The organism is Shinella sp. HY16, assembly GCF_028534175.1.
Classification (GTDB): domain Bacteria; phylum Pseudomonadota; class Alphaproteobacteria; order Rhizobiales; family Rhizobiaceae; genus Shinella.
In genome coordinates this window covers 2,599,028-2,616,151 of sequence record NZ_JAHYXL010000001.1, presented here as the reverse complement: position 1 = coordinate 2,616,151, position 17,124 = coordinate 2,599,028, and the positions used below count along the sequence as shown (strand labels likewise).

At 63.9% G+C, this 17,124-nt stretch carries 21 protein-coding genes; 8 read left to right on the top strand and 13 right to left on the bottom strand.

Annotated features, from left to right (window positions below):
• The first annotated feature begins 16 nt into the window (after nt 1-16).
• Nucleotides 17-391, top strand: a complete 375-nt coding sequence (locus K0P03_RS13010; RefSeq protein ID WP_023514573.1) for a DUF779 domain-containing protein — start codon at nt 17-19, stop codon at nt 389-391.
• A 167-nt stretch (nt 392-558) separates the two neighbouring features.
• Here K0P03_RS13010 and K0P03_RS13005 read toward each other — a convergent pair whose 3' ends face one another.
• The 7 genes from K0P03_RS13005 to lgt form a co-directional block, all read right to left on the bottom strand.
• A complete protein-coding gene (locus K0P03_RS13005; protein ID WP_023514572.1) occupies nt 559-1,107 on the bottom strand; it encodes a Kazal-type serine protease inhibitor domain-containing protein in 549 nt (182 codons plus the stop codon).
• Between the two features lie 75 nt (nt 1,108-1,182).
• Nucleotides 1,183-2,115: a ribose-phosphate pyrophosphokinase gene (locus K0P03_RS13000; protein WP_023514571.1), complete on the bottom strand. Its 933-nt coding sequence runs from the start codon at nt 2,113-2,115 to the stop codon at nt 1,183-1,185.
• Nucleotides 2,116-2,240: 125 nt separating this feature from the next.
• Nucleotides 2,241-2,996: a hypothetical protein gene (locus tag K0P03_RS12995; RefSeq protein ID WP_037408730.1), complete on the bottom strand. Its 756-nt coding sequence runs from the start codon at nt 2,994-2,996 to the stop codon at nt 2,241-2,243.
• A 118-nt stretch (nt 2,997-3,114) separates the two neighbouring features.
• Nucleotides 3,115-4,266, bottom strand: coding sequence for a M24 family metallopeptidase (locus tag K0P03_RS12990; RefSeq protein ID WP_130517364.1), 1,152 nt, complete (start codon nt 4,264-4,266; stop codon nt 3,115-3,117).
• 35 nt (nt 4,267-4,301) lie between these two features.
• A complete protein-coding gene (pgeF, locus tag K0P03_RS12985; RefSeq protein ID WP_023513266.1) occupies nt 4,302-5,093 on the bottom strand; it encodes a peptidoglycan editing factor PgeF in 792 nt (263 codons plus the stop codon).
• A gap of 101 nt (nt 5,094-5,194) precedes the next feature.
• Nucleotides 5,195-6,295 carry a class I SAM-dependent methyltransferase gene (locus K0P03_RS12980; RefSeq protein WP_023513265.1) on the bottom strand — a complete coding sequence of 367 codons (1,101 nt, stop codon included), beginning with the start codon at nt 6,293-6,295 and terminating at the stop codon, nt 5,195-5,197.
• 12 nt (nt 6,296-6,307) lie between these two features.
• The gene (gene lgt, locus K0P03_RS12975; RefSeq protein ID WP_050744239.1) at nt 6,308-7,120 is read right to left on the bottom strand and encodes a prolipoprotein diacylglyceryl transferase; all 813 of its coding nucleotides are present in this window, start codon (nt 7,118-7,120) and stop codon (nt 6,308-6,310) included.
• 240 nt (nt 7,121-7,360) lie between these two features.
• On the opposite strand from lgt, the gene K0P03_RS12970 reads away from it, so the two are divergent.
• The 4 genes from K0P03_RS12970 to K0P03_RS12955 all read left to right on the top strand — a co-directional run bounded on the left by K0P03_RS12970 (nt 7,361) and on the right by K0P03_RS12955 (nt 9,867).
• Nucleotides 7,361-7,621, top strand: a complete 261-nt coding sequence (locus K0P03_RS12970; RefSeq protein WP_023513263.1) for an accessory factor UbiK family protein — start codon at nt 7,361-7,363, stop codon at nt 7,619-7,621.
• A gap of 391 nt (nt 7,622-8,012) precedes the next feature.
• The gene (locus K0P03_RS12965) at nt 8,013-8,513 is read left to right on the top strand and encodes a YbjN domain-containing protein (protein ID WP_024271243.1); all 501 of its coding nucleotides are present in this window, start codon (nt 8,013-8,015) and stop codon (nt 8,511-8,513) included.
• A gap of 2 nt (nt 8,514-8,515) precedes the next feature.
• A complete protein-coding gene (gene proC / locus K0P03_RS12960; protein WP_023515649.1) occupies nt 8,516-9,334 on the top strand; it encodes a pyrroline-5-carboxylate reductase in 819 nt (272 codons plus the stop codon).
• A 191-nt stretch (nt 9,335-9,525) separates the two neighbouring features.
• Nucleotides 9,526-9,867, top strand: coding sequence for a tRNA-binding protein (locus tag K0P03_RS12955; RefSeq protein WP_023515648.1), 342 nt, complete (start codon nt 9,526-9,528; stop codon nt 9,865-9,867).
• Between the two features lie 61 nt (nt 9,868-9,928).
• Here K0P03_RS12955 and K0P03_RS12950 read toward each other — a convergent pair whose 3' ends face one another.
• The 4 genes from K0P03_RS12950 to K0P03_RS12935 all read right to left on the bottom strand — a co-directional run bounded on the left by K0P03_RS12950 (nt 9,929) and on the right by K0P03_RS12935 (nt 13,262).
• Nucleotides 9,929-10,513: a DUF1349 domain-containing protein gene (locus tag K0P03_RS12950; RefSeq protein WP_272789804.1), complete on the bottom strand. Its 585-nt coding sequence runs from the start codon at nt 10,511-10,513 to the stop codon at nt 9,929-9,931.
• 16 nt (nt 10,514-10,529) lie between these two features.
• Nucleotides 10,530-11,912, bottom strand: coding sequence for an ATP-binding protein (locus K0P03_RS12945; protein ID WP_023515646.1), 1,383 nt, complete (start codon nt 11,910-11,912; stop codon nt 10,530-10,532).
• 133 nt (nt 11,913-12,045) lie between these two features.
• Nucleotides 12,046-12,753 carry a response regulator gene (locus K0P03_RS12940; protein WP_024271244.1) on the bottom strand — a complete coding sequence of 236 codons (708 nt, stop codon included), beginning with the start codon at nt 12,751-12,753 and terminating at the stop codon, nt 12,046-12,048.
• A 32-nt stretch (nt 12,754-12,785) separates the two neighbouring features.
• A complete protein-coding gene (locus K0P03_RS12935; protein ID WP_088016405.1) occupies nt 12,786-13,262 on the bottom strand; it encodes a MarR family winged helix-turn-helix transcriptional regulator in 477 nt (158 codons plus the stop codon).
• Between the two features lie 270 nt (nt 13,263-13,532).
• Between K0P03_RS12935 and K0P03_RS12930 the strand changes: the two genes are divergently transcribed.
• Nucleotides 13,533-14,420, top strand: a complete 888-nt coding sequence (locus K0P03_RS12930) for a branched-chain amino acid aminotransferase (protein ID WP_023515614.1) — start codon at nt 13,533-13,535, stop codon at nt 14,418-14,420.
• A gap of 122 nt (nt 14,421-14,542) precedes the next feature.
• Here K0P03_RS12930 and K0P03_RS12925 read toward each other — a convergent pair whose 3' ends face one another.
• Both K0P03_RS12925 and hppD read right to left on the bottom strand, forming a co-directional pair.
• Nucleotides 14,543-14,812 (bottom strand): hypothetical protein, encoded by a 270-nt coding sequence (locus tag K0P03_RS12925; RefSeq protein ID WP_272789803.1) that lies wholly within the window; start codon nt 14,810-14,812, stop codon nt 14,543-14,545.
• Between the two features lie 246 nt (nt 14,813-15,058).
• Nucleotides 15,059-16,162, bottom strand: coding sequence for a 4-hydroxyphenylpyruvate dioxygenase (hppD, locus tag K0P03_RS12920; RefSeq protein ID WP_272789802.1), 1,104 nt, complete (start codon nt 16,160-16,162; stop codon nt 15,059-15,061).
• 129 nt (nt 16,163-16,291) lie between these two features.
• On the opposite strand from hppD, the gene K0P03_RS12915 reads away from it, so the two are divergent.
• Nucleotides 16,292-16,750, top strand: coding sequence for an Lrp/AsnC family transcriptional regulator (locus K0P03_RS12915; protein ID WP_024271246.1), 459 nt, complete (start codon nt 16,292-16,294; stop codon nt 16,748-16,750).
• A 137-nt stretch (nt 16,751-16,887) separates the two neighbouring features.
• A complete protein-coding gene (locus K0P03_RS12910; protein ID WP_156334096.1) occupies nt 16,888-17,052 on the top strand; it encodes a hypothetical protein in 165 nt (54 codons plus the stop codon).
• The last annotated feature ends 72 nt before the right edge of the window (nt 17,053-17,124 follow it).

Genomic DNA, 17,124 nt, shown 5'->3' with positions numbered 1-17,124 from the left:
TTGGAGGAGAGCTGCCATGACCGAAGTCACGACCGAGCCGCGTGTGGTGGCGACAGACGCCGCGCTGTCGCTCATCCGGGAGATCCAGGCCGATCATCCCGAGATCCTGTTCCACCAGTCCGGCGGCTGCTGCGACGGCTCCTCACCGATGTGCTATCCGGCGGACGACTACATTGTCGGCGATCGGGACGTAAAGCTCGGCGAGATCGGCGGTGTGCCGGTCTATATCAGCGAGAGCCAGTTCGATGTGTGGAAGCACACGCAGCTGATCATCGACGTGGTGCCGGGTCGGGGCGGCATGTTCTCGCTCGACAATGGCCGGGAGAAACGGTTTCTCACCCGCTCGCGCCTCTTTGGCGGCGGTGAGGCCTGTCCACTGCCGGGGCGCTGACGAGGTTCGAGGCAATCGCCCCGACTTTTATGAAAATCCGCCCGCGCTCGACTTCATCCTCGGGCTGGACCCGAGGATCCATATTTTTCAATGGGCTTAGGTGGCCGGGTCAAACCCGGCCATGATGACGGAGGCGTTGAGCGTGCAGCCTACCGATCGGGATGGGCTCAGCCAATCGGGCACTGGCCGCGCCGATAGACCGTGAAGCCGGCCGCCTCCGCCGAGCAGGCATTGCCGAACTCCTTGAAATCCGGGCCGCGGCGCCCGCAGACCGGATTGTAGTCCATCGTGCAGGCGCGCTGGTCACGCGGGCGTTCACGGTCGCCCCGGTCGTTGCGGTCACGCTCCCGCTCCCGGCGGTCCCGATCGTTGCGATTGCGGTCCCTGTCACGGTCGCGGCCGTCATTGTTCCAGCCGTCGCGATCCTCGTCCTGCCAGCCGGTCTGGTCGCGATCCGGGCGGCGGAACTGGCATTCGCCGCGGCCGATGATGCCGTAGCCGCTGGAGCGCGCTTCGCAGGCATTGGCGAAGGTCTGGCGGTCGCGGCCGCGCTCGCCGCAGACCGGCGCATATTCTCGGGTGCAGAATTGCGGCGGGCGGGGATTGTAGCCGCCGGGGCCTTCATCGACCTCGACCGAGCAGGCCGCCAGAGTGCCGGCGGCGAGAAGGAGGACGGCAGGCCCCGCGAGCCGGGATAGAAATGGTAGTGAGATCATGGTTTTCCCCTGACGAATCTGAGGGGAACTTAGCGCAGAAATGCCAGGGCCGATATCGGCCCCGGCAAAAATCCGTCAGTCGAAGAGGCTCGATACCGATTCCTCGGCGCTGGTGCGGTTGATCGCTTCGCCGAGCAGGTTGGCCGTCGAGATGACGCGGATGTTGTGCGCCGACTGGACGGCCGTTGTCGGCTGGATCGAGTCGGTGATGACAAGCTCCTTGAGCTTGGACGAGGTGACGCGCGCGACGGCGCCGCCCGACAGAACGCCATGCGTGATATAGGCGGTGACACTGGTCGCGCCGTTCTTCAGCAGCGCCTCGGCCGCGTTGCAGAGCGTGCCGCCCGAGTCGACGATATCGTCGATCAGCAGGCAGTCCTTGCCTGAAACGTCGCCGATGACGTTCATCACCTCGGATTCACCCGGACGGTCACGGCGCTTGTCGACGATGGCGAGCAGACAGTCGAGGCGCTTGGCGAGCGCCCGGGCGCGCACCACGCCGCCGACGTCGGGCGAGACGACCATGACGTTTTCGAGGTTGTAGTTTTCCTTCACGTCGCGGGCCAGGATCGGCACGGCGTAGAGGTTGTCCGTGGGAATGTCGAAGAAACCCTGGATCTGGCCGGCATGCAGGTCCAGCGTCAGTACGCGGTCGGCACCGGCCTCGGTGATGAGGTTGGCGACAAGCTTTGCCGAGATCGGCGTACGCGGGCCGGGCTTGCGGTCCTGGCGGGCGTAGCCGAAATAGGGGATCACGGCCGTGATGCGGCGTGCCGAGGAACGGCGCATCGCATCGATCATGATGAGCATTTCCATCAGGTGATCGTTGGTCGGGAACGAGGTCGACTGCACGACGAAAACGTCCTCGCCGCGCACGTTCTCCTGGATTTCAACGAAGATTTCCTGGTCTGCGAAGCGTCTGACCGTGGCCCGGCCGAGCGGAACATTCAGATAATTGCAGATCGCTTCGGCCAGGAGCCGGTTCGAATTGCCCGCGAAAACCTTCATCTATGGTCCGCCTGTGGATTATGCTGATGGGGGGGCTTTAAGCGGCAAAATCCGTGAATGCAAGGGCTTTGCGATATCCGAAAAGCGTTTCTTCGCATTTCGCTGTGATTAACCCTGCGACGTGCTTAACCGCGTGTGGCGCCGCGCCAGTCGAGATACTGGCGGATCGTCTTCTGGGCGATGCCCTCCATCGTGCGCGCCGGCACGGCGGCCCAGGGATCGGAGGCTGTGCCCGAGACGCTTTCCTGGCCCTGGATGCGATGCAGCCGTGCGCCGCTGCCGTCGAGCACGTCCCAGACATAGACGACGGTGGTCTTGCCGTTGTCGTTCATGGCGGAGAAGTAGCCCTTCAGGATGTATTTGCTCGAACTGTCGGAGGCGCTGCGGATCGTCAGCCCGTTGGAACGGGCTTCCGCGCCGAGCCGCTTGGAGAGCGGTGTCACGGCCTCGACCGGGGCGCCGATGATCGGCAGGAAGCGCACGGTCTCGCCTGCTTCCGCGGCCGGCGGGACGGTGGCGACCTCTTCCGCGCCGGTCGACGTTTCGGCCGCGAGCGAGCGCTGGGCGGTGGTGCGGGCAAGCTCCGCGTCCTGCTGGCCCCCCGCATTGCGGGCAAGCGCGTCGGCCTGGCCCTGCAGCGTGCCGGCGGTGTCCGCGCCCGTCGTGGTGCCGGATGACGGGGTGAAGGCCGTCTCCTGGGTCGTGCGCGTGACGGGTGTCGTCTGTGCGCTCATCTGGTCGAGGTCGTTCTGAGTGACGGGCGGCGAATTGAAGGTGCCGCCGCCGACATCGACCTGCGGCGTCAGCGCGTCCGTGCTGTTGCAGCCGGCAAGGGTGGCAATGAGGCCGATCAGTGCCAGCCGCTTCATCAGCTCTTGCATCATTGTCGTCCGTGTCCTGCGGAAGGCTTTTCGCCTCCTCCGTTCCCCGCAACGATTTATGGGTGCGGCCTCAAGGCCTGTCAATCGCGGGATCGTGCGGGGTCTGCGGGTGGATCCCTCAGACCTCGATGAAGTCGAGCCCGTAGCGCGAAAGCGCCTTCGGCGTGTCTGTCGTCGTCAGGTAGGTCTGGCCGAGCGTCATGGCCGTGCCGCTGTCGGAATCGAGCACGATCGTGTGCACGAAAAGCGTCATGTTCGGCTGGATCTCCTGGGGGTTTCCGACCAGGAACATCTGCTGCTCCATCCAGGATGGCGCAAAGCGCGCGCCGACGGAATAGCCGCAGGTGTTGAGCCTGTGGCGGGCAAGGCCGCGCTCGTCGATGATGCGGGCGAAGGTCTCGAAGACGGTGCCGAAGGTATTGCCGGGGCGCAGCACCATTTCCATCGCCTGCATGGCCTCGCGGCAGGCGCTGTAGAGCTCGCGGTGGCGGTTGGACGGCTCGCCGATGATGGCCGTGCGCATCATCGGCGCATGGTAGCGCGCGCTGACGCCTGACCATTCCAGCGTGAGCTGGTCCTCCGCATCGAGCTTGCGCCGGCCGGACTTGGAGCGGCAGAGCAGGGCGTCGGCGCCCGAGCCGATGACGAATTCATTGGCGGCATAGTCGCCGCCGGCGGCCAGCACCGCATTCTGCAGCGCCGCGAGGATCGCCGCCTCGTCGCCGCCGGGCACGATGAGCGGCAGGGCAGCGGCCAGCGCATCGTCGGACAGCGCGGCAGCACGCTCGACATAGGCGATCTCGGCCGGGCTCTTGATGAGGCGCAGCCGGCTGACGAGGCTAGAGGCGTCGACGATCTGGCCGAAACTCTGGAGCTGGTTGTCGAGAAGGCGGGCGTTGCGGCCGGTAAGGCCATGCGTGTCATATTCGACGCCGATGCGGCAACCGAGCAGGTCGAGGTCGGAGAGCAGGTTCTTCAGGTCCATCGTCGGATCGGCCGTGATGCGGTCGATCCAGATCTCGATCTTCTCGATGTTGGAGGTGTGGCGGGCCTGGCGCAGGTCTGCCGAACGGGTCAGCAGCACCATCTCGCCGGTCGCCTTCACGACGAGCGTCTGGAAGAAGCAGTAGCCGAAGGTGTCGTAGCCGGTCAGCCAATACATGCTCTCCTGCGCGAAGAGCAGCATGGCGTCGATCTTCTCCTCCCGCATGCGGGCGGTGAGGCGCTGGAGCCGGTTGGCGTATTCCTCGCTGTCGAAGTGAAGTGCCATGGCGGTGTCTCCCTCGTCCTGTGTCGTTGGGGGCCTCAGCCCCTTAGCATGATCGCCGATATCTGGCGGCCGTAGTCGGGTTCCTGGCGGTGCGTGGTGCGCCGGTAGGAGAAGAAGCGCTCTTCGTCCGGATAGGTGCAGATGTCGAGATTTTCCGCCGTCACCCCGGCGTCGGTCAATCGCTGCGTGGTCAGACCCGGCAGGTCGAACATGGCGTGGCCGGGTTTTTCCGAGGGCGTGAAATAGCGCGCATATGCCGTGTCGACGCCGAGGAAGCGTTCCACGAATTCCGGCCCGACCTCGTAGCTCTTCCGGCTGATCGAGGGGCCGAGACTGGCGACGATGGCCTGCCTGCGGGCGCCGAGCCTTTCCATCGCCGCGATGGTGCTTTCGAGCACGCCGTAGAGGGCGCCCTTCCAGCCGGCATGGGCCGCTCCGACGACGCGCGCCTCGGGGTCGCAAAAGAGGATCGGCCCGCAATCGGCGGCAAGCACGCCCAGCACCATGCCGGGTGTCGCGCTGACCAGCGCATCGGCCTGCGGCCGTGCGCCGTCATAATCGCCATCGACCACGACGACATCGGGTGAATGGACCTGATGCACGGTGGCGAGCCGGTCTGGCGTGGCGGAGAACCAGCGGGCGACACGGGCGCGATTCTCGTCGACCTTTTCACGCTGGTCCTTCGAGCCGAGGCCGACATTGAGGCCGCGGTAGATGCCGTCGGAAACCCCGCCGGCGCGGGTGAAGAAGCCGTGCTGCGCGGCCTTTCCGGCGCGCTCCGTCAGGAGCGGGCTTTCGATCGGGGAGGGGAGCGCGTCGTCCTTCATGGTCTCTCGGCTGGGCTTGGGGCGGCCCGTCGGGCCAAGGTTTCGGCCGGGGCATGCGGGGTGCAAATCGGGCCGGATGTTGTCCGGCCTGACGGCCTGTGTCAATCCGGCTGGCGGAAGGGAAAGAGGGCAAGTGGCGTGCTGCCGACGGCCAACACCTTGAAAAGATCGCCCATTTTCCCAGCACCTGCGCCGGCGAGCCGGTCGACATCGGCAAGAATCGATTGCTGCGTCGCTGCGTCGCGGTTTCGGCCGAGGGCAGAGGCCCGCTCACCGATGCCAAGGCCGACGAGGAAGTCGCCCTGGTGCAGCATGCCGTGCACATGAAGGCCCACGCTTGCCGCCGTGCCGGCGAGACGCTCGAAATCCACATGGCTCGTCAGATCCGCCTCGCCGGGATGGGCGAGCGGCGGGTCGAAGTCGTGTTTCAGCACCGCCTGCAGCGTATCGCCGAAGCCGGTGACGAAATGGCCGTAGTCGATGATGAGCGCAGTACCGCCGAAACGGGCTATGCGCTCGCCGATCGTCGCCAAGACGGCCTCGCGGGCCGGGGCGATCTCGAAGATCGTGCCGTTTGGCACCGCCTTGTGGTTTTCCGGCAGAAGTGCGGGATCGAGGCCGGCGACGCCGGCGGCAAAGGTCAGGGCGTCGTCCGCATCGAGGCCGACAAGCCGCTCGCGAAAACCGGACGGTGTCTTGATGAACTGGCGGATCGGGATGGCATCGAAGAGCTCGTTGGCGGCAAGCAGCACGAAACCGTCGGGCAGTTCCTCGAAACTGTCGTGCCAGGTGACGCGCGCGGCATGGGTGCCGAGCGTTTCGTGCTGGACGGTGCGCAGCTTCGGGCTTGTCTCGATCAGGTGGATCGTCGCGCTCTCATAGAGCTGCGGGGCGATCCTTGCGATCACGCGCAGCATGTCTGCCATCATCGTGCCCCGGCCGGGGCCGATCTCGGCAATGCGCACGTCCGCCGGTCCGCCGTGTTTCTGCCAGGCATGTACCAGGAAGATGCCGAGCATCTCGCCGAAGAGCTGGCTGACCTCCGGCGCGGTGACGAAGTCGCCGGCGACGCCGAAGGGGTCGCGGGTGCGGTAGTAGCCGTGCTCCGGATCGGCAAGGCACAGGGCGAAATAGTCGGTGACGCTGATCGGGCCGTTGGTTCGGATCAGCGCCTTGATCTTGCGGGCGAGGGGCGTCGGCATCGGCGCGTTCGCTCAGGCACTGGCCGCAGTGGCCGGCCGGGCGCGGACGATCGCCCAGAGGCCGAGTGCGAGCATCGGCAGCGAGAGCAGCATGCCCATGGTGAGCCAGCCGCCGAGAAGATAGCCGAGCTGCGGATCCGGCTCGCGGAAGAACTCGACCGTGATGCGCGAGAGGGCATAGCCCGCCACGAAGAGGCCGGTCACGAGGCCGGGGCGCTTCAGCGCGGCGAAACGATAGATGGCAAGGGCGAGCACGATGACCAGCACGATGCCTTCGAGCCCCGCTTCGTAGAGCTGGCTCGGGTGGCGGGCGAAGGGGCCTGCCTCGGGGAAGATCACGGCCCAGGGCGCGTCGGAGAGGCGGCCCCAGAGTTCGCCGTTGACGAAGTTGGCGATGCGGCCGAAGAACAGGCCGATCGGCACGACGGCGGCGACGATGTCGAAGAGGCTCCAGACCGGGATGGCGTTGCGCCGGGCGAAGAGGATCATGGCGAGCGTGGTGCCGGCAAGGCCGCCGTGGAAGGACATGCCGCCGTTCCACACCTGCAGGGCGCGCAGCGGATCGGCCGCGACGTTCGGGAAATCGTAGAAAAGAATATAGCCGACGCGACCGCCGAGAATGATGCCGACGGCGGCCCAGACGAGGAAGTCGTCGAGCTGGGTGCGGCTTATCGGCGCCTCGCCCGCCCACAGGCGTGGTGTCTCGATCAGCCGGCGCGCATAGACCCAGCCCAGGAGGATGCCCACGACATAGGCGATGCCGTACCAGTGCACGGCGACCGGGCCGATGGAGAAGGCGATCGGATCGATCTCGGGATAGGGCATAATGGCGAGGAGCTGGGCAAGGTTCGTCAAGATGAGGCTCTTTTGCGTTTTCGGGCGGAAGATGGAGGCGCCTTGGGGCAGGGTCAAGGCGATAAATCGTGATCGGGGGCGGTGCGGCGGCGTGAAGCGGCGGCGATCCACCGGAATCCGCTTGCAAGCAGCGACATCAGACCCTACCTCAGGGCAACACGCGGGCGCCGGCGCCCGGAGCGACCATCGACACCTCAGGGAGGTCAGACCATGACGACATCAGGCGCAAACCGTATTCTCGACGACTTCGCCAAGTTGATGACCGACGCCGCCGGTGCCGCCCAGGGCGTGCGCAAGGAGGCCGAGACGGTGTTCCGCGCCCAGGCCGAGCGCTTCATCAACGGCATGGACCTCGTCAAGCGCGAGGAATTCGAGGTGGTGCGTGAAATGGCGATCAAGGCGCGGGATGAAAACGACGCGCTTTTGAAGCGCATCGAGGCGCTGGAAGCCCGCCTCAACGCAGGCAGCTGAGCCGTTCCGGCACAGGTTTTCACCGACAGGACTCGGTTGGCGTGATTCACCCCGCGCCAACCGTTTTTTTTAATAAAATTTTTACCCCTGTGGACACTTGCGAAAAGCCCTTTTCGAAGAGTCTCTTAAGCCTCCGACCTGAATCTTTTTCACAGCCTCTGTCCACAACCGGGCGGAGAAAATGGCGGGCCAGGGGCTGGCGTCGTGACTCCGCCGTTATACACTGATTTTAAATGATGATTCGAAACAGGCAGCGCAAGCTTCGGGCAGGGTAAGTCGTCCAGATTGCGCAGGGTGCCGAGCAATCATTCAGTGTTGTATCCGGAGTACGGTTTGCCGCGTCGTGTGTGTGAGCACGATGTCGCATGCCTTCCGGCCTTGAAGGTGATGCATGAGCCTTATGGAATTGGATATCGGGCGTCAGTCCAACCCGGTCGACATGATCGAGTTCGTCGCAGCCAACAATGACTGGACGTTCGAGCGGTCCGGCGAAGACGAGATCGCGATGACGGTCGAAGGCAAGTGGACGGATTACCACGTCTCCTTCTCCTGGATGGAAGAGTTCGAGGCGCTGCACCTTGCCTGCGCCTTCGACATCAAGGTTCCCGAAAGTCGCGTCAACGAGGTGCATTGCCTGCTCTCGCACGTGAACGGCCAGGTGCTGATGGGCCATTTCGACCTGTGGCGCCGCGAGGACGTGGTGATCTTCCGCCAGTCGCTGTTGCTTGCCGGCGGGGCGGAGCCCACCAACAAGCAGGTCGAGGTGCTGCTGTCGAGCGCGCTCGAAGCCTGCGAGGCTTATTTCCAGGCCTTCCAGTTTGTCGTCTGGTCCGGCATGGACGCCCAGTCCGCCGTCGATGCCGTCCTGTTCGAGACGGTCGGGGAAGCTTGAGGATGGCGGTTGCAGGTTCGGGGCCTATCGTTCTCATCGGTGCCGGTAATATGGGCGGCGCGATGCTGGCGGGTTGGCTGAAGAGCGGCATTTCCGGCTCTTCGGTCATCGTCATCGATCCCGGCCCGCAACCGGCCATGGCGAAGCTGATTGCCGACGATGGCGTGCGCCACGAAACCTCGGCACCCGAGGGTGTCAAGGCCGGCGTGCTTTTCGTTGCGGTCAAGCCGCAGGTGATGGACCAGGTGCTGCCGCCCCTGAAGGGTCTCGTCGGTCCGGAAACGGTGATCGTTTCGGTCGCCGCCGGCAAGACCATCGCCAATCTTGAAAACCATCTCGGCGCTGCCGCCACCGTGCGCGCCATGCCGAACACGCCGGCCATGATCGGTCGCGGCGTGACGGGTGCCTATGCCAATGCCCGAGTCTCTGCGGGCCAGCGCGATTTCGTTCACGCCCTTCTCAAGGTGAGCGGCCCGGTGGAATGGGTCGCATCCGAGGGGGATATCGACGCCGTCACGGCCGTCTCCGGCAGCGGACCGGCCTATGTCTTCTATCTCGTCGAGTGCATGGCGGAGGCAGGACGCAAAGCGGGTCTGCCGGCGGACCTCGCCATGCGGCTCGCACGGGAAACTGTCGCGGGGGCTGGTGAATTGCTTCATCAGTCCCCCGACGACGCCGCCCGCCTGCGCCAGAACGTTACCTCGCCCGGCGGCACCACCGCTGCGGCGCTCGCCGTTCTCATGGCCGAAGATGGCATGCAGCCGCTCTTCGACAAGGCGATCGCCGCCGCGCGCACGCGGGCCGAGGAATTGGCGGGCTGATTTTTCGGGCGCCCGTTTTCGAGTTTTCCCCTCAGCCGACCCTTTTCCCTGCAAGCGGGGAGAGGGGACGTGGCCCACGAACCAGTCATTGTTTGAGGAAAACGGGGCGGCATCTCCCCTTCGCCCCCTGCTTGCGGGGAAAAGGTAACCGGCAGGCCGGGTGAGGGGCCGGAACAGACCAAGGATTTTCCATGACCGACACCATTACCTATGCCGATTTCGAACGGGTCGACATTCGCGCCGGCACCATCATCGAAGCGCTGCCGTTCCCGGAAGCACGCAAACCCGCCTACAAGCTGACGATCGATTTCGGCCCCGAGATCGGCATCAAGAAGTCGTCGGCGCAGATCACCGTGCACTACACGCTGGAAGATCTCGTCGGCCGTCAGGTGCTCGCCGTCGTCAACTTCCCGCCGCGCCAGATCGGCCCGGTGCGCTCGGAAGTGCTGACACTCGGCTTCGAGGACGAGGCGGGCGCCATCGTGCTTGCCGGCGTCGAGCGGCCGGTGCCGAACGGCAAGAAGATGTGCTGATTCATCTGCTTCGTAGATCTGGTGTAGGACAGCCGGTGACGCTGAACAGAAAGCCTCCGGCCTAGTGGATATCCCGCGACAGGGGCGGCCCCAGCCGGAACTCCGAGAACTCCGCCTCGAAACCCCCACGCTGGGGCGAGCAGGCCATCAGGCCGACCAAAAGGTCCGGAAGCTCCGGCGGAAAATAGGCGAGGCGTGCCATGCGCCATTCGGACATGGCATCCGTCCGGTACTGGACGAAGAGCGCATCGCCGTTGCGTGTCACACGCACGGATATCGCCTCGAAATCGTGGTCGATGCGGAAGGCGGACCAGTCGGAATGGCCGCGCGTCACCACCACGCTGAAGTGTTTCGCACCGTCGGTGAATTCGATGCCGCATTTCATCCAGGTCGTTTCGTCGTGACGGACCATCAGGCCGGCCTGGTCGTAGAGCGTTTCATAGCGGCCGGAAAAGGTCGTCTCCAGCGTGAAGTCGCCAGCCCAGGGGCGGTGCAGGAAATGGCCGCTGTCCGGCTGGAAGCCGTAATAGGTGCGCTGCCAGAAATCGCTTCTAAGGCCGGTGCGGACATGGAGGCGGCCGTTGCGGATCGCGCTTTCCGCCGGCGGGGTGAGCCAGGTCAGACCGTCGAAGGAAGATGTGCTCATCGGTTCCGCCTGACCACTATGCGGGAATACGGATCGTTGCGCGCAGGCCGCCCATCGGGCTATCCGACAGGGTGACGTTGCCGCCGTGGCTGCGGGCGATGTCGCGGGCGATGGCAAGGCCGAGACCGGTGCCCGACGCGTCGAGATTGCGCGCCTCGTCAAGCCGGAAGAAAGGCTTGAAGACGTCGTCACGCGAGCGTTCGGGAATGCCCGGGCCGTCGTCGTCGACGGTGATGGTCAGCCATTTGGAGCGGTGCCGCGCCTCGACATGCACCGTCTTGGCGTAGCGCATGGAGTTGGAGACGAGGTTGCCCACGAGGCGGCTGAAGGCGTTCGGGCGCACCATGACCTCGTCCTCGCCGTCGATCTCGCTGGAGAAGGTGCGCTCGTGCAGCTCCGCCTCCATGGCGAACTTGTCGAAGAGGGTGGAAAGCCGCAGCTCGCCGACGTCTTCCTCGACATCGCCGCGCGCGAAGGAAAGGTATCCTTCGAGCATGGTCTGCATGTCCGCGACGTCCTTGTTGAGGCCCTGCAGGTCGGGATTGTCGCCGGCGAGCGCCAGTTGCAGCTTGAAGCGCGTGAGGATGGTGCGCAGGTCGTGGCTGACGCCGGTCAGCATGGCCGTGCGCTGTTCCATCTGCCGTTCGATGCGCTCGCGCATGAGGATGAAGGCAAGGCCGGCACGGCGTACCTCGTCCGCCCCGCGTGGGGCGAAGTCCTCTGGCATCTTCTGGCCCTTGCCGAAACTCTCCGCCGCCTGCGCCAGCGCCAGGATCGGCCGGATCTGACCGCGCAGGAAGAGGATGGAGATGGTGATCAGCACCAGCGAGGTGCCGACCATCCAGAGCAGGAAGATATGCGTGTTCGAGGCATAGGCCTGATTGCGCCGCGCATAGACGCGCAGGATCTTGTTGTCGAGCAGGATGCGGATTTCGACGAGATTGCTTTCGCCGACCGTGTCGATCCAGAACGGGCGGCGGATCTGCCGCACGATCTCCTCGCTCAGGATCTCGTCGAGGATATTGAAGAACGGCTTGGTGCGCGGGGCGGGCAGTTCCGTGCCCGGCTCGATGGCGATGTTGAGCTCCAGCCGCTCGCGCGCGATACGCGTGATCTCGGAGTAGTTGGAATCCTGCGGGTAGGTGTCGATGAGATCGATGATGGCGGCGATGTCACGGGTGACGGCAGTGGAGAGGCGCTGCGTGACGAGCTGCCAGTGGCGCTCCATGAAGACGAAGGCGACGACCGACTGGAGGAGCACCATGGGGATGATGATGATCAGCAGCGAGCGGGCATAAAGGCCCGTCGGCATCTGGCGGCGCAGCCAGCGGGCAAGGCGCTTCCAGCCGGCGGCCGGTGCGCGCTCGATATCCCGCTTGAAGGTCTCGAAGGTGGTCATCGGACCGGATTTTCCAAGACGGGGCGGCTGCGATTGTGTGAGTCGCGCCAAGAGCTTGCCGCAAGATGTTCATGCGGATGCGTACGGAAAACCGCGTTAAACCTTTGCTTGAATTGCACTGTGCGGCGCACGATCAGCCTTGCTCCACGCTCAGTCGGTAACCGATGCCGCGCACGGTCTGCAGCCACACCGGGTTGGACGGATCGTCCTCGATCTTACGCCTCAAGCGATTGATCTGCACGTCGATTGTGCGTTCACCCACTTCTGTTTCTTCGCCGATCAGTTCGTGGCGTGGAATGGTTTCGCCCGCGCGCAGCGAGAAGAGCAGCATGATCTCCTGTTCGCGATCCGTAAGCCGGATGGCGTCGCTGCCGCGTTTGAGTTCCTTGCGCACGATGGAGAAGGTGTAGGGACCGAACATGACCTGCTCGATCTTCGGCGTCGCCGGCGCGGCGTTGCGTTTCAGGATGTTGTTGATGCGCAGCACCAGCTCGCGCGGCTCGAAGGGTTTCGAAAGATAGTCGTCGGCGCCGGCCTCCAGGCCCTCGATGCGGGCCTTCGATTCGGCAAGCGCCGTCAGCATGAGGATCGGCACCGGGCGGATTTCCCGCAGGCTCTTCGTCAGCGACAGGCCGCTTTCACCGGGCATCATCACGTCCATGATGATGAGGTCGAAATCGAGGCCGCGCAGCTTGCGCCGCGCCTCGTCGGCATCTGCAGCGACGGTGACACGAAAACCCTCGCCCATCAGGTAGCGATTGAGGAGATCGCGGATGCGCGTGTCGTCGTCGACGACGAGGAGATGGGACGCGTCGTCGGAGGGCGTACCGGCAGCGGTCATCGTCTGTCCTCCCTTTTCTGCTTGTCAGCCGTTCATTCGCTCTTGGCGTTCTGCATGCCGGTGAGGAACTGGATCACCACCCGGCGCTCGTCCGCACTCATCGCCTCAAATGCACGGGCGATGCGGCGGGATTGCGGCTCGGCGAGCGCCAGCGCCAGTTCCCGTCCTGTACGCGTCGGATAAAGCTTCCGCTGGCGGCGGTCTTCGGGGCCGGCCACCTGCTGGATATAGCCGGAATCGATGAGCTGCTTCAAGACGCGCGCCAGGCTCTGCTTGGTGATCTTCAGCGTATCGAGCAGGTCGGCGACCGTCATGCCCGGCTCGCGGTTGACGAAGTGCACGACCCGGTGATGGGCACGGCCGAAGCCGCTCTTTTCCAGGATCGCGTCGGGATCGGAAATGAAGTCGCGATAGGCGAAGAAGAAGCCTTCGATGATCTCGAAATCGATGCGATCGTCGCCTGTCATGGCGTCGTGGTGCAGCTCGCTCACGCCGTTCTTGTCCGGCATCTGTCGCGCCACGTTGTCATTTCCTTTCATGCCTTGCCGTCCCCGCGTAATTTATAGCAAAATATGTCAGCTTTGTTGACATATTTTGCCGCCCTTGTTAGGGTCCCGCCTATATTGCGGTTCCCGGACGCCGAAGAAATCCGGTGTTTTTCCGATCCCCAATCCGGATTACGCTCATGATCAGGTAATCCGGGCCTGTTTCTGGTTAGACCGTTACAGGCAAAACAATCAACTTGAAAGAATGGCGCGGATGCGCCGGAGGATGAGACGATGGCAGTTCCTTTCGATCAGCTGGATGGGCAAATCTGGTTCAACGGCGAGTTCGTCGACTGGAAGGACGCGAAAATCCACGTGCTGACCCACGGCCTGCACTATGCCAGCGCCGTGTTCGAAGGCGAGCGCGCCTATGGCGGGCGCATCTTCAAGCTCACCGAGCACAACCAGCGCCTGCATACGTCCGCCGAAATCCTCGGCTTCAAGATTCCCTATTCCGTGGAAGAGCTGGATGCGGCGACGATCGAGCTCCTGAGGCGCCAGGGCTTTTCCGAAGCCTATGCGCGGCCGATCGCCTGGCGCGGTTCGGAGATGATGGGCGTTTCGGCGCAGAACAACCGCATCAACGTTGCCATCGCCATCTGGCAGTGGGGCAGCTACTTCAATCCGGCCGAAAAGCTGAAGGGCATCCGCCTCGACATCGCCGAGTATCGCCGCCCCGACCCGAAGACCGCGCCCTCGAAATCGAAGGCCGCCGGCCTCTACATGATCTGCACGATCTCCAAGCACGCCGCCGAAGCCAAGGGCTATGCGGATGCGATGATGCTCGACTATCGCGGCCAGGTGGCGGAAGCCACGGGTGCAAATATCTTCTTCGTCAAGGACGGCGTCATCCACACTCCGGTGCCGGATTGCTTCCTCGACGGCATCACGCGTCGCACGGTCATCGAGCTTGCCAAGCGCCGCGGCTACCAGGTCATCGAGCGGGCGATCCTGCCGGAAGAGCTGTCGGACTTTTCCGAATGCTTCCTGACGGGCTCTGCGGCGGAAGTGACGCCGGTCTCGGAAATCGGCCCCTACCGCTTCACGCCGGGCACGATCTGCGAAACGCTGATGAACGACTACATGAAGGAAGTGTATCCCGTCGCCGCTGCGGCGGAGTAAGCGGCACGCTCGTACCGCTCCGCCATGAGCCGTCCCCGGGTTAAGCGCGAGGATGACGATGGTGGCTTCGGGTAAATCGGGATGAAGAACCGGGCGGCCCTTTCGGGCCGCCTTTCTTCGTTTCAGGCTGGCTTCTTGCCGAGCACCGCACCGACGATCGCCGTCAGCACGCCGCCGCCGACAAGGCCGCCGATGCCGTTGGCAACGAGGCCCGCGAGGCCGGCTTCACCGCCCAGCATCTGCAGGAGAAAGCCGCCACCGACACCGCCGATGGCGCCGACGATGGTGCGGACGATCGCGCTCACGGCCGCCTGTTTCAGGGCGGCGCCGGCCACGTTGCCGCCAACGGCCCCGGCGATGAGCTGCGTGATGATGGGCATCAATGCTTCCATGACTTCCCCTCCGAAAGGTCCGCCCGGAATAGAGAGTGATCCGAGCCGGACACTTGCCTCGCTACCGGGGCGCGGCCTGGAGCCCGCGCGCCCGTTGCCGAAAGACTCGACACCTGCAACGTGCGGATAAAATTGGGATAAGTCAATTTGTCCGTGTGCGTCCTGCACCGGAGTTTTGAAATGTAAAGAGGCGGCCGCTGGGCGACCGCCTCTTCCTTCCCCGCAGTGGCTTGGTTGCCGCGGTTGTTATTCTGCTGCGATGACGCCCCGGCGGATCTGATCTTCCTCGATCGATTCGAAGAGCGCCCGGAAATTGCCCTCGCCAAAGCCTTCGTCGCCTTTGCGCTGGATGAATTCGAAGAAGATCGGGCCGATCACGGTCTTCGAGAAGATCTGGAGCAGGATTTTCGTCATGCCGCCATCGATGACACCCTCGCCGTCGATCAGGATGCCGTGCGTCTTCATACGTTCGACCGGCTCTTCATGGCCCACGACGCGCACATAGGAGCGGTCGTAATAATTGTCCGGCGGACCGGGCATGAACTTCACGCCATTGTCGGCGAGCCTGTCGGTGGCGTCGTAGATTCCGTCCGTACCGACGGCGATGTGCTGGATGCCTTCGCCCTTGTACTTCTTCAGGTACTCGACGATCTGGCTCGTCTCGTCCTTCGATTCGTTCAGGGGAATGCGGATCTTGCCGCAGGGCGAGGTGATGGCGCGCGACACGAGGCCGGTAATGCGGCCGTCAATGTCGAAGAAATGGATCTGCTTGAAGCCGAACAGCTCGCGATAGAAGTCCCACCACTTGTCCATGTTGCCGCGATAGACATTGTGGGTGAGGTGATCGAGATAGTAGAAACCGACGCCCTGCGGTTTGGGGTCGCGTTCGCCGGTCCAGTCGAATTCCGCGTCATAGGCCGAGCCCTTGGCGCCGTATTTTTCGACGAAATAGAGCAGTGAGCCGCCGATTCCGACGATGGCGGGCACGTCGAGCGCCTTGTCGTTCCCTTCATAGGGCGTCGCGCCCTTGGAGACGGCATGGGCGAAGGCGTGTTTCGCATCGACCACGCGCCAGGCCATGGAGGCGGCGCAGGGCCCGTGCACGCCGGCGAATGTCACGGCATGCGAGCCGGGCTCGGCATTGATCACATAGTTGATGTCGCCCTGGCGCCAGACGGAGATCGCCTTCGTGCGGTGGGTCGCGACCTTGCTGTATCCCATGCGGGCAAACAGCTCTTCCAGCTTTTCCGGTTCGGGATGGGCGAATTCGACGAACTCGAACCCGTCGGTCCCGGCCGGGTTATCGGCGGTGATCAGCGCCGGCGGCGCGTCATGCGGGAAAGGGCCCATCCGTCGTCCTCCTCGATGGTTATGACGGGAAGTATGACGCGTACTCCATGCAATGTGTGTGCATAGTGCTTGCGTTTTGATAATTCTCCGCGATATTCGTGCGTAAAATACAGGTTTGGAGGGCAATCCGTGCAACTGGACGAATTCGACCGTAAACTGCTCGCGCATCTGCAGCAGGACGCGCGCCTGACCAACAACGAACTGTCCGAGCGCATCCATCTTTCCCCCTCGCAATGTTCCCGCCGGCGTATCCGGCTGGAGGAGGAGGGCATCATCCGCGCCTATCGGGCGGAACTCGACCGGGAAAAGCTCGATCTCGGCATCGTCATCGTCGTTACGGTGACGCTTTCGACGCACAATCGCGACAATGCCGTACGGTTCGCACGGCTGATTTCCAATCTGCCGGAGGTGTTGGAGGCTTTCTCGCTGACGGGGGAGATGGACTACATCATCAAGGTCGTCGTGCCGAACCTCAAGGCGCTGTCGGCCTTCGTCAACGATGTGCTGCTGCCGCACGAATCCGTTTCGCATGTGAAGACGGCCATCGTGCTCGATACGCTGAAGGAGACGATGGCCCTGCCGCTCTGAGCGATGTTGCGGACGGGCAACAGCCGTTCGCCTTGCCCTGTTCCCGCAGGAACAGGTTCGACTCTGCCGCCGTTGTAGAAACCGATCACAACGGATGAGACAGAGCCGAACGCGGCCGACAGCCAGGAAACAGGACCATGCAGACGAACACCCAGAAGCAGGAAAACCCGGTTGCGAGCCGCCTTCGCCCGGTCGTTTATCTCTATGCCGCCGTCAACATCGCCGTCGTGGCGCTGCTCTTCTCCACCGTCTCGCCGACGCTGGCCACCGGGCCGGCACAGGAGATCGCCAGCCTGCGCTGAGCCGGCATAGGGTTCTTGGCGCCTGTTGCCCGATCCGGGAGTCTCTTGAAGGGCTTATGCGAAAAACCTGAT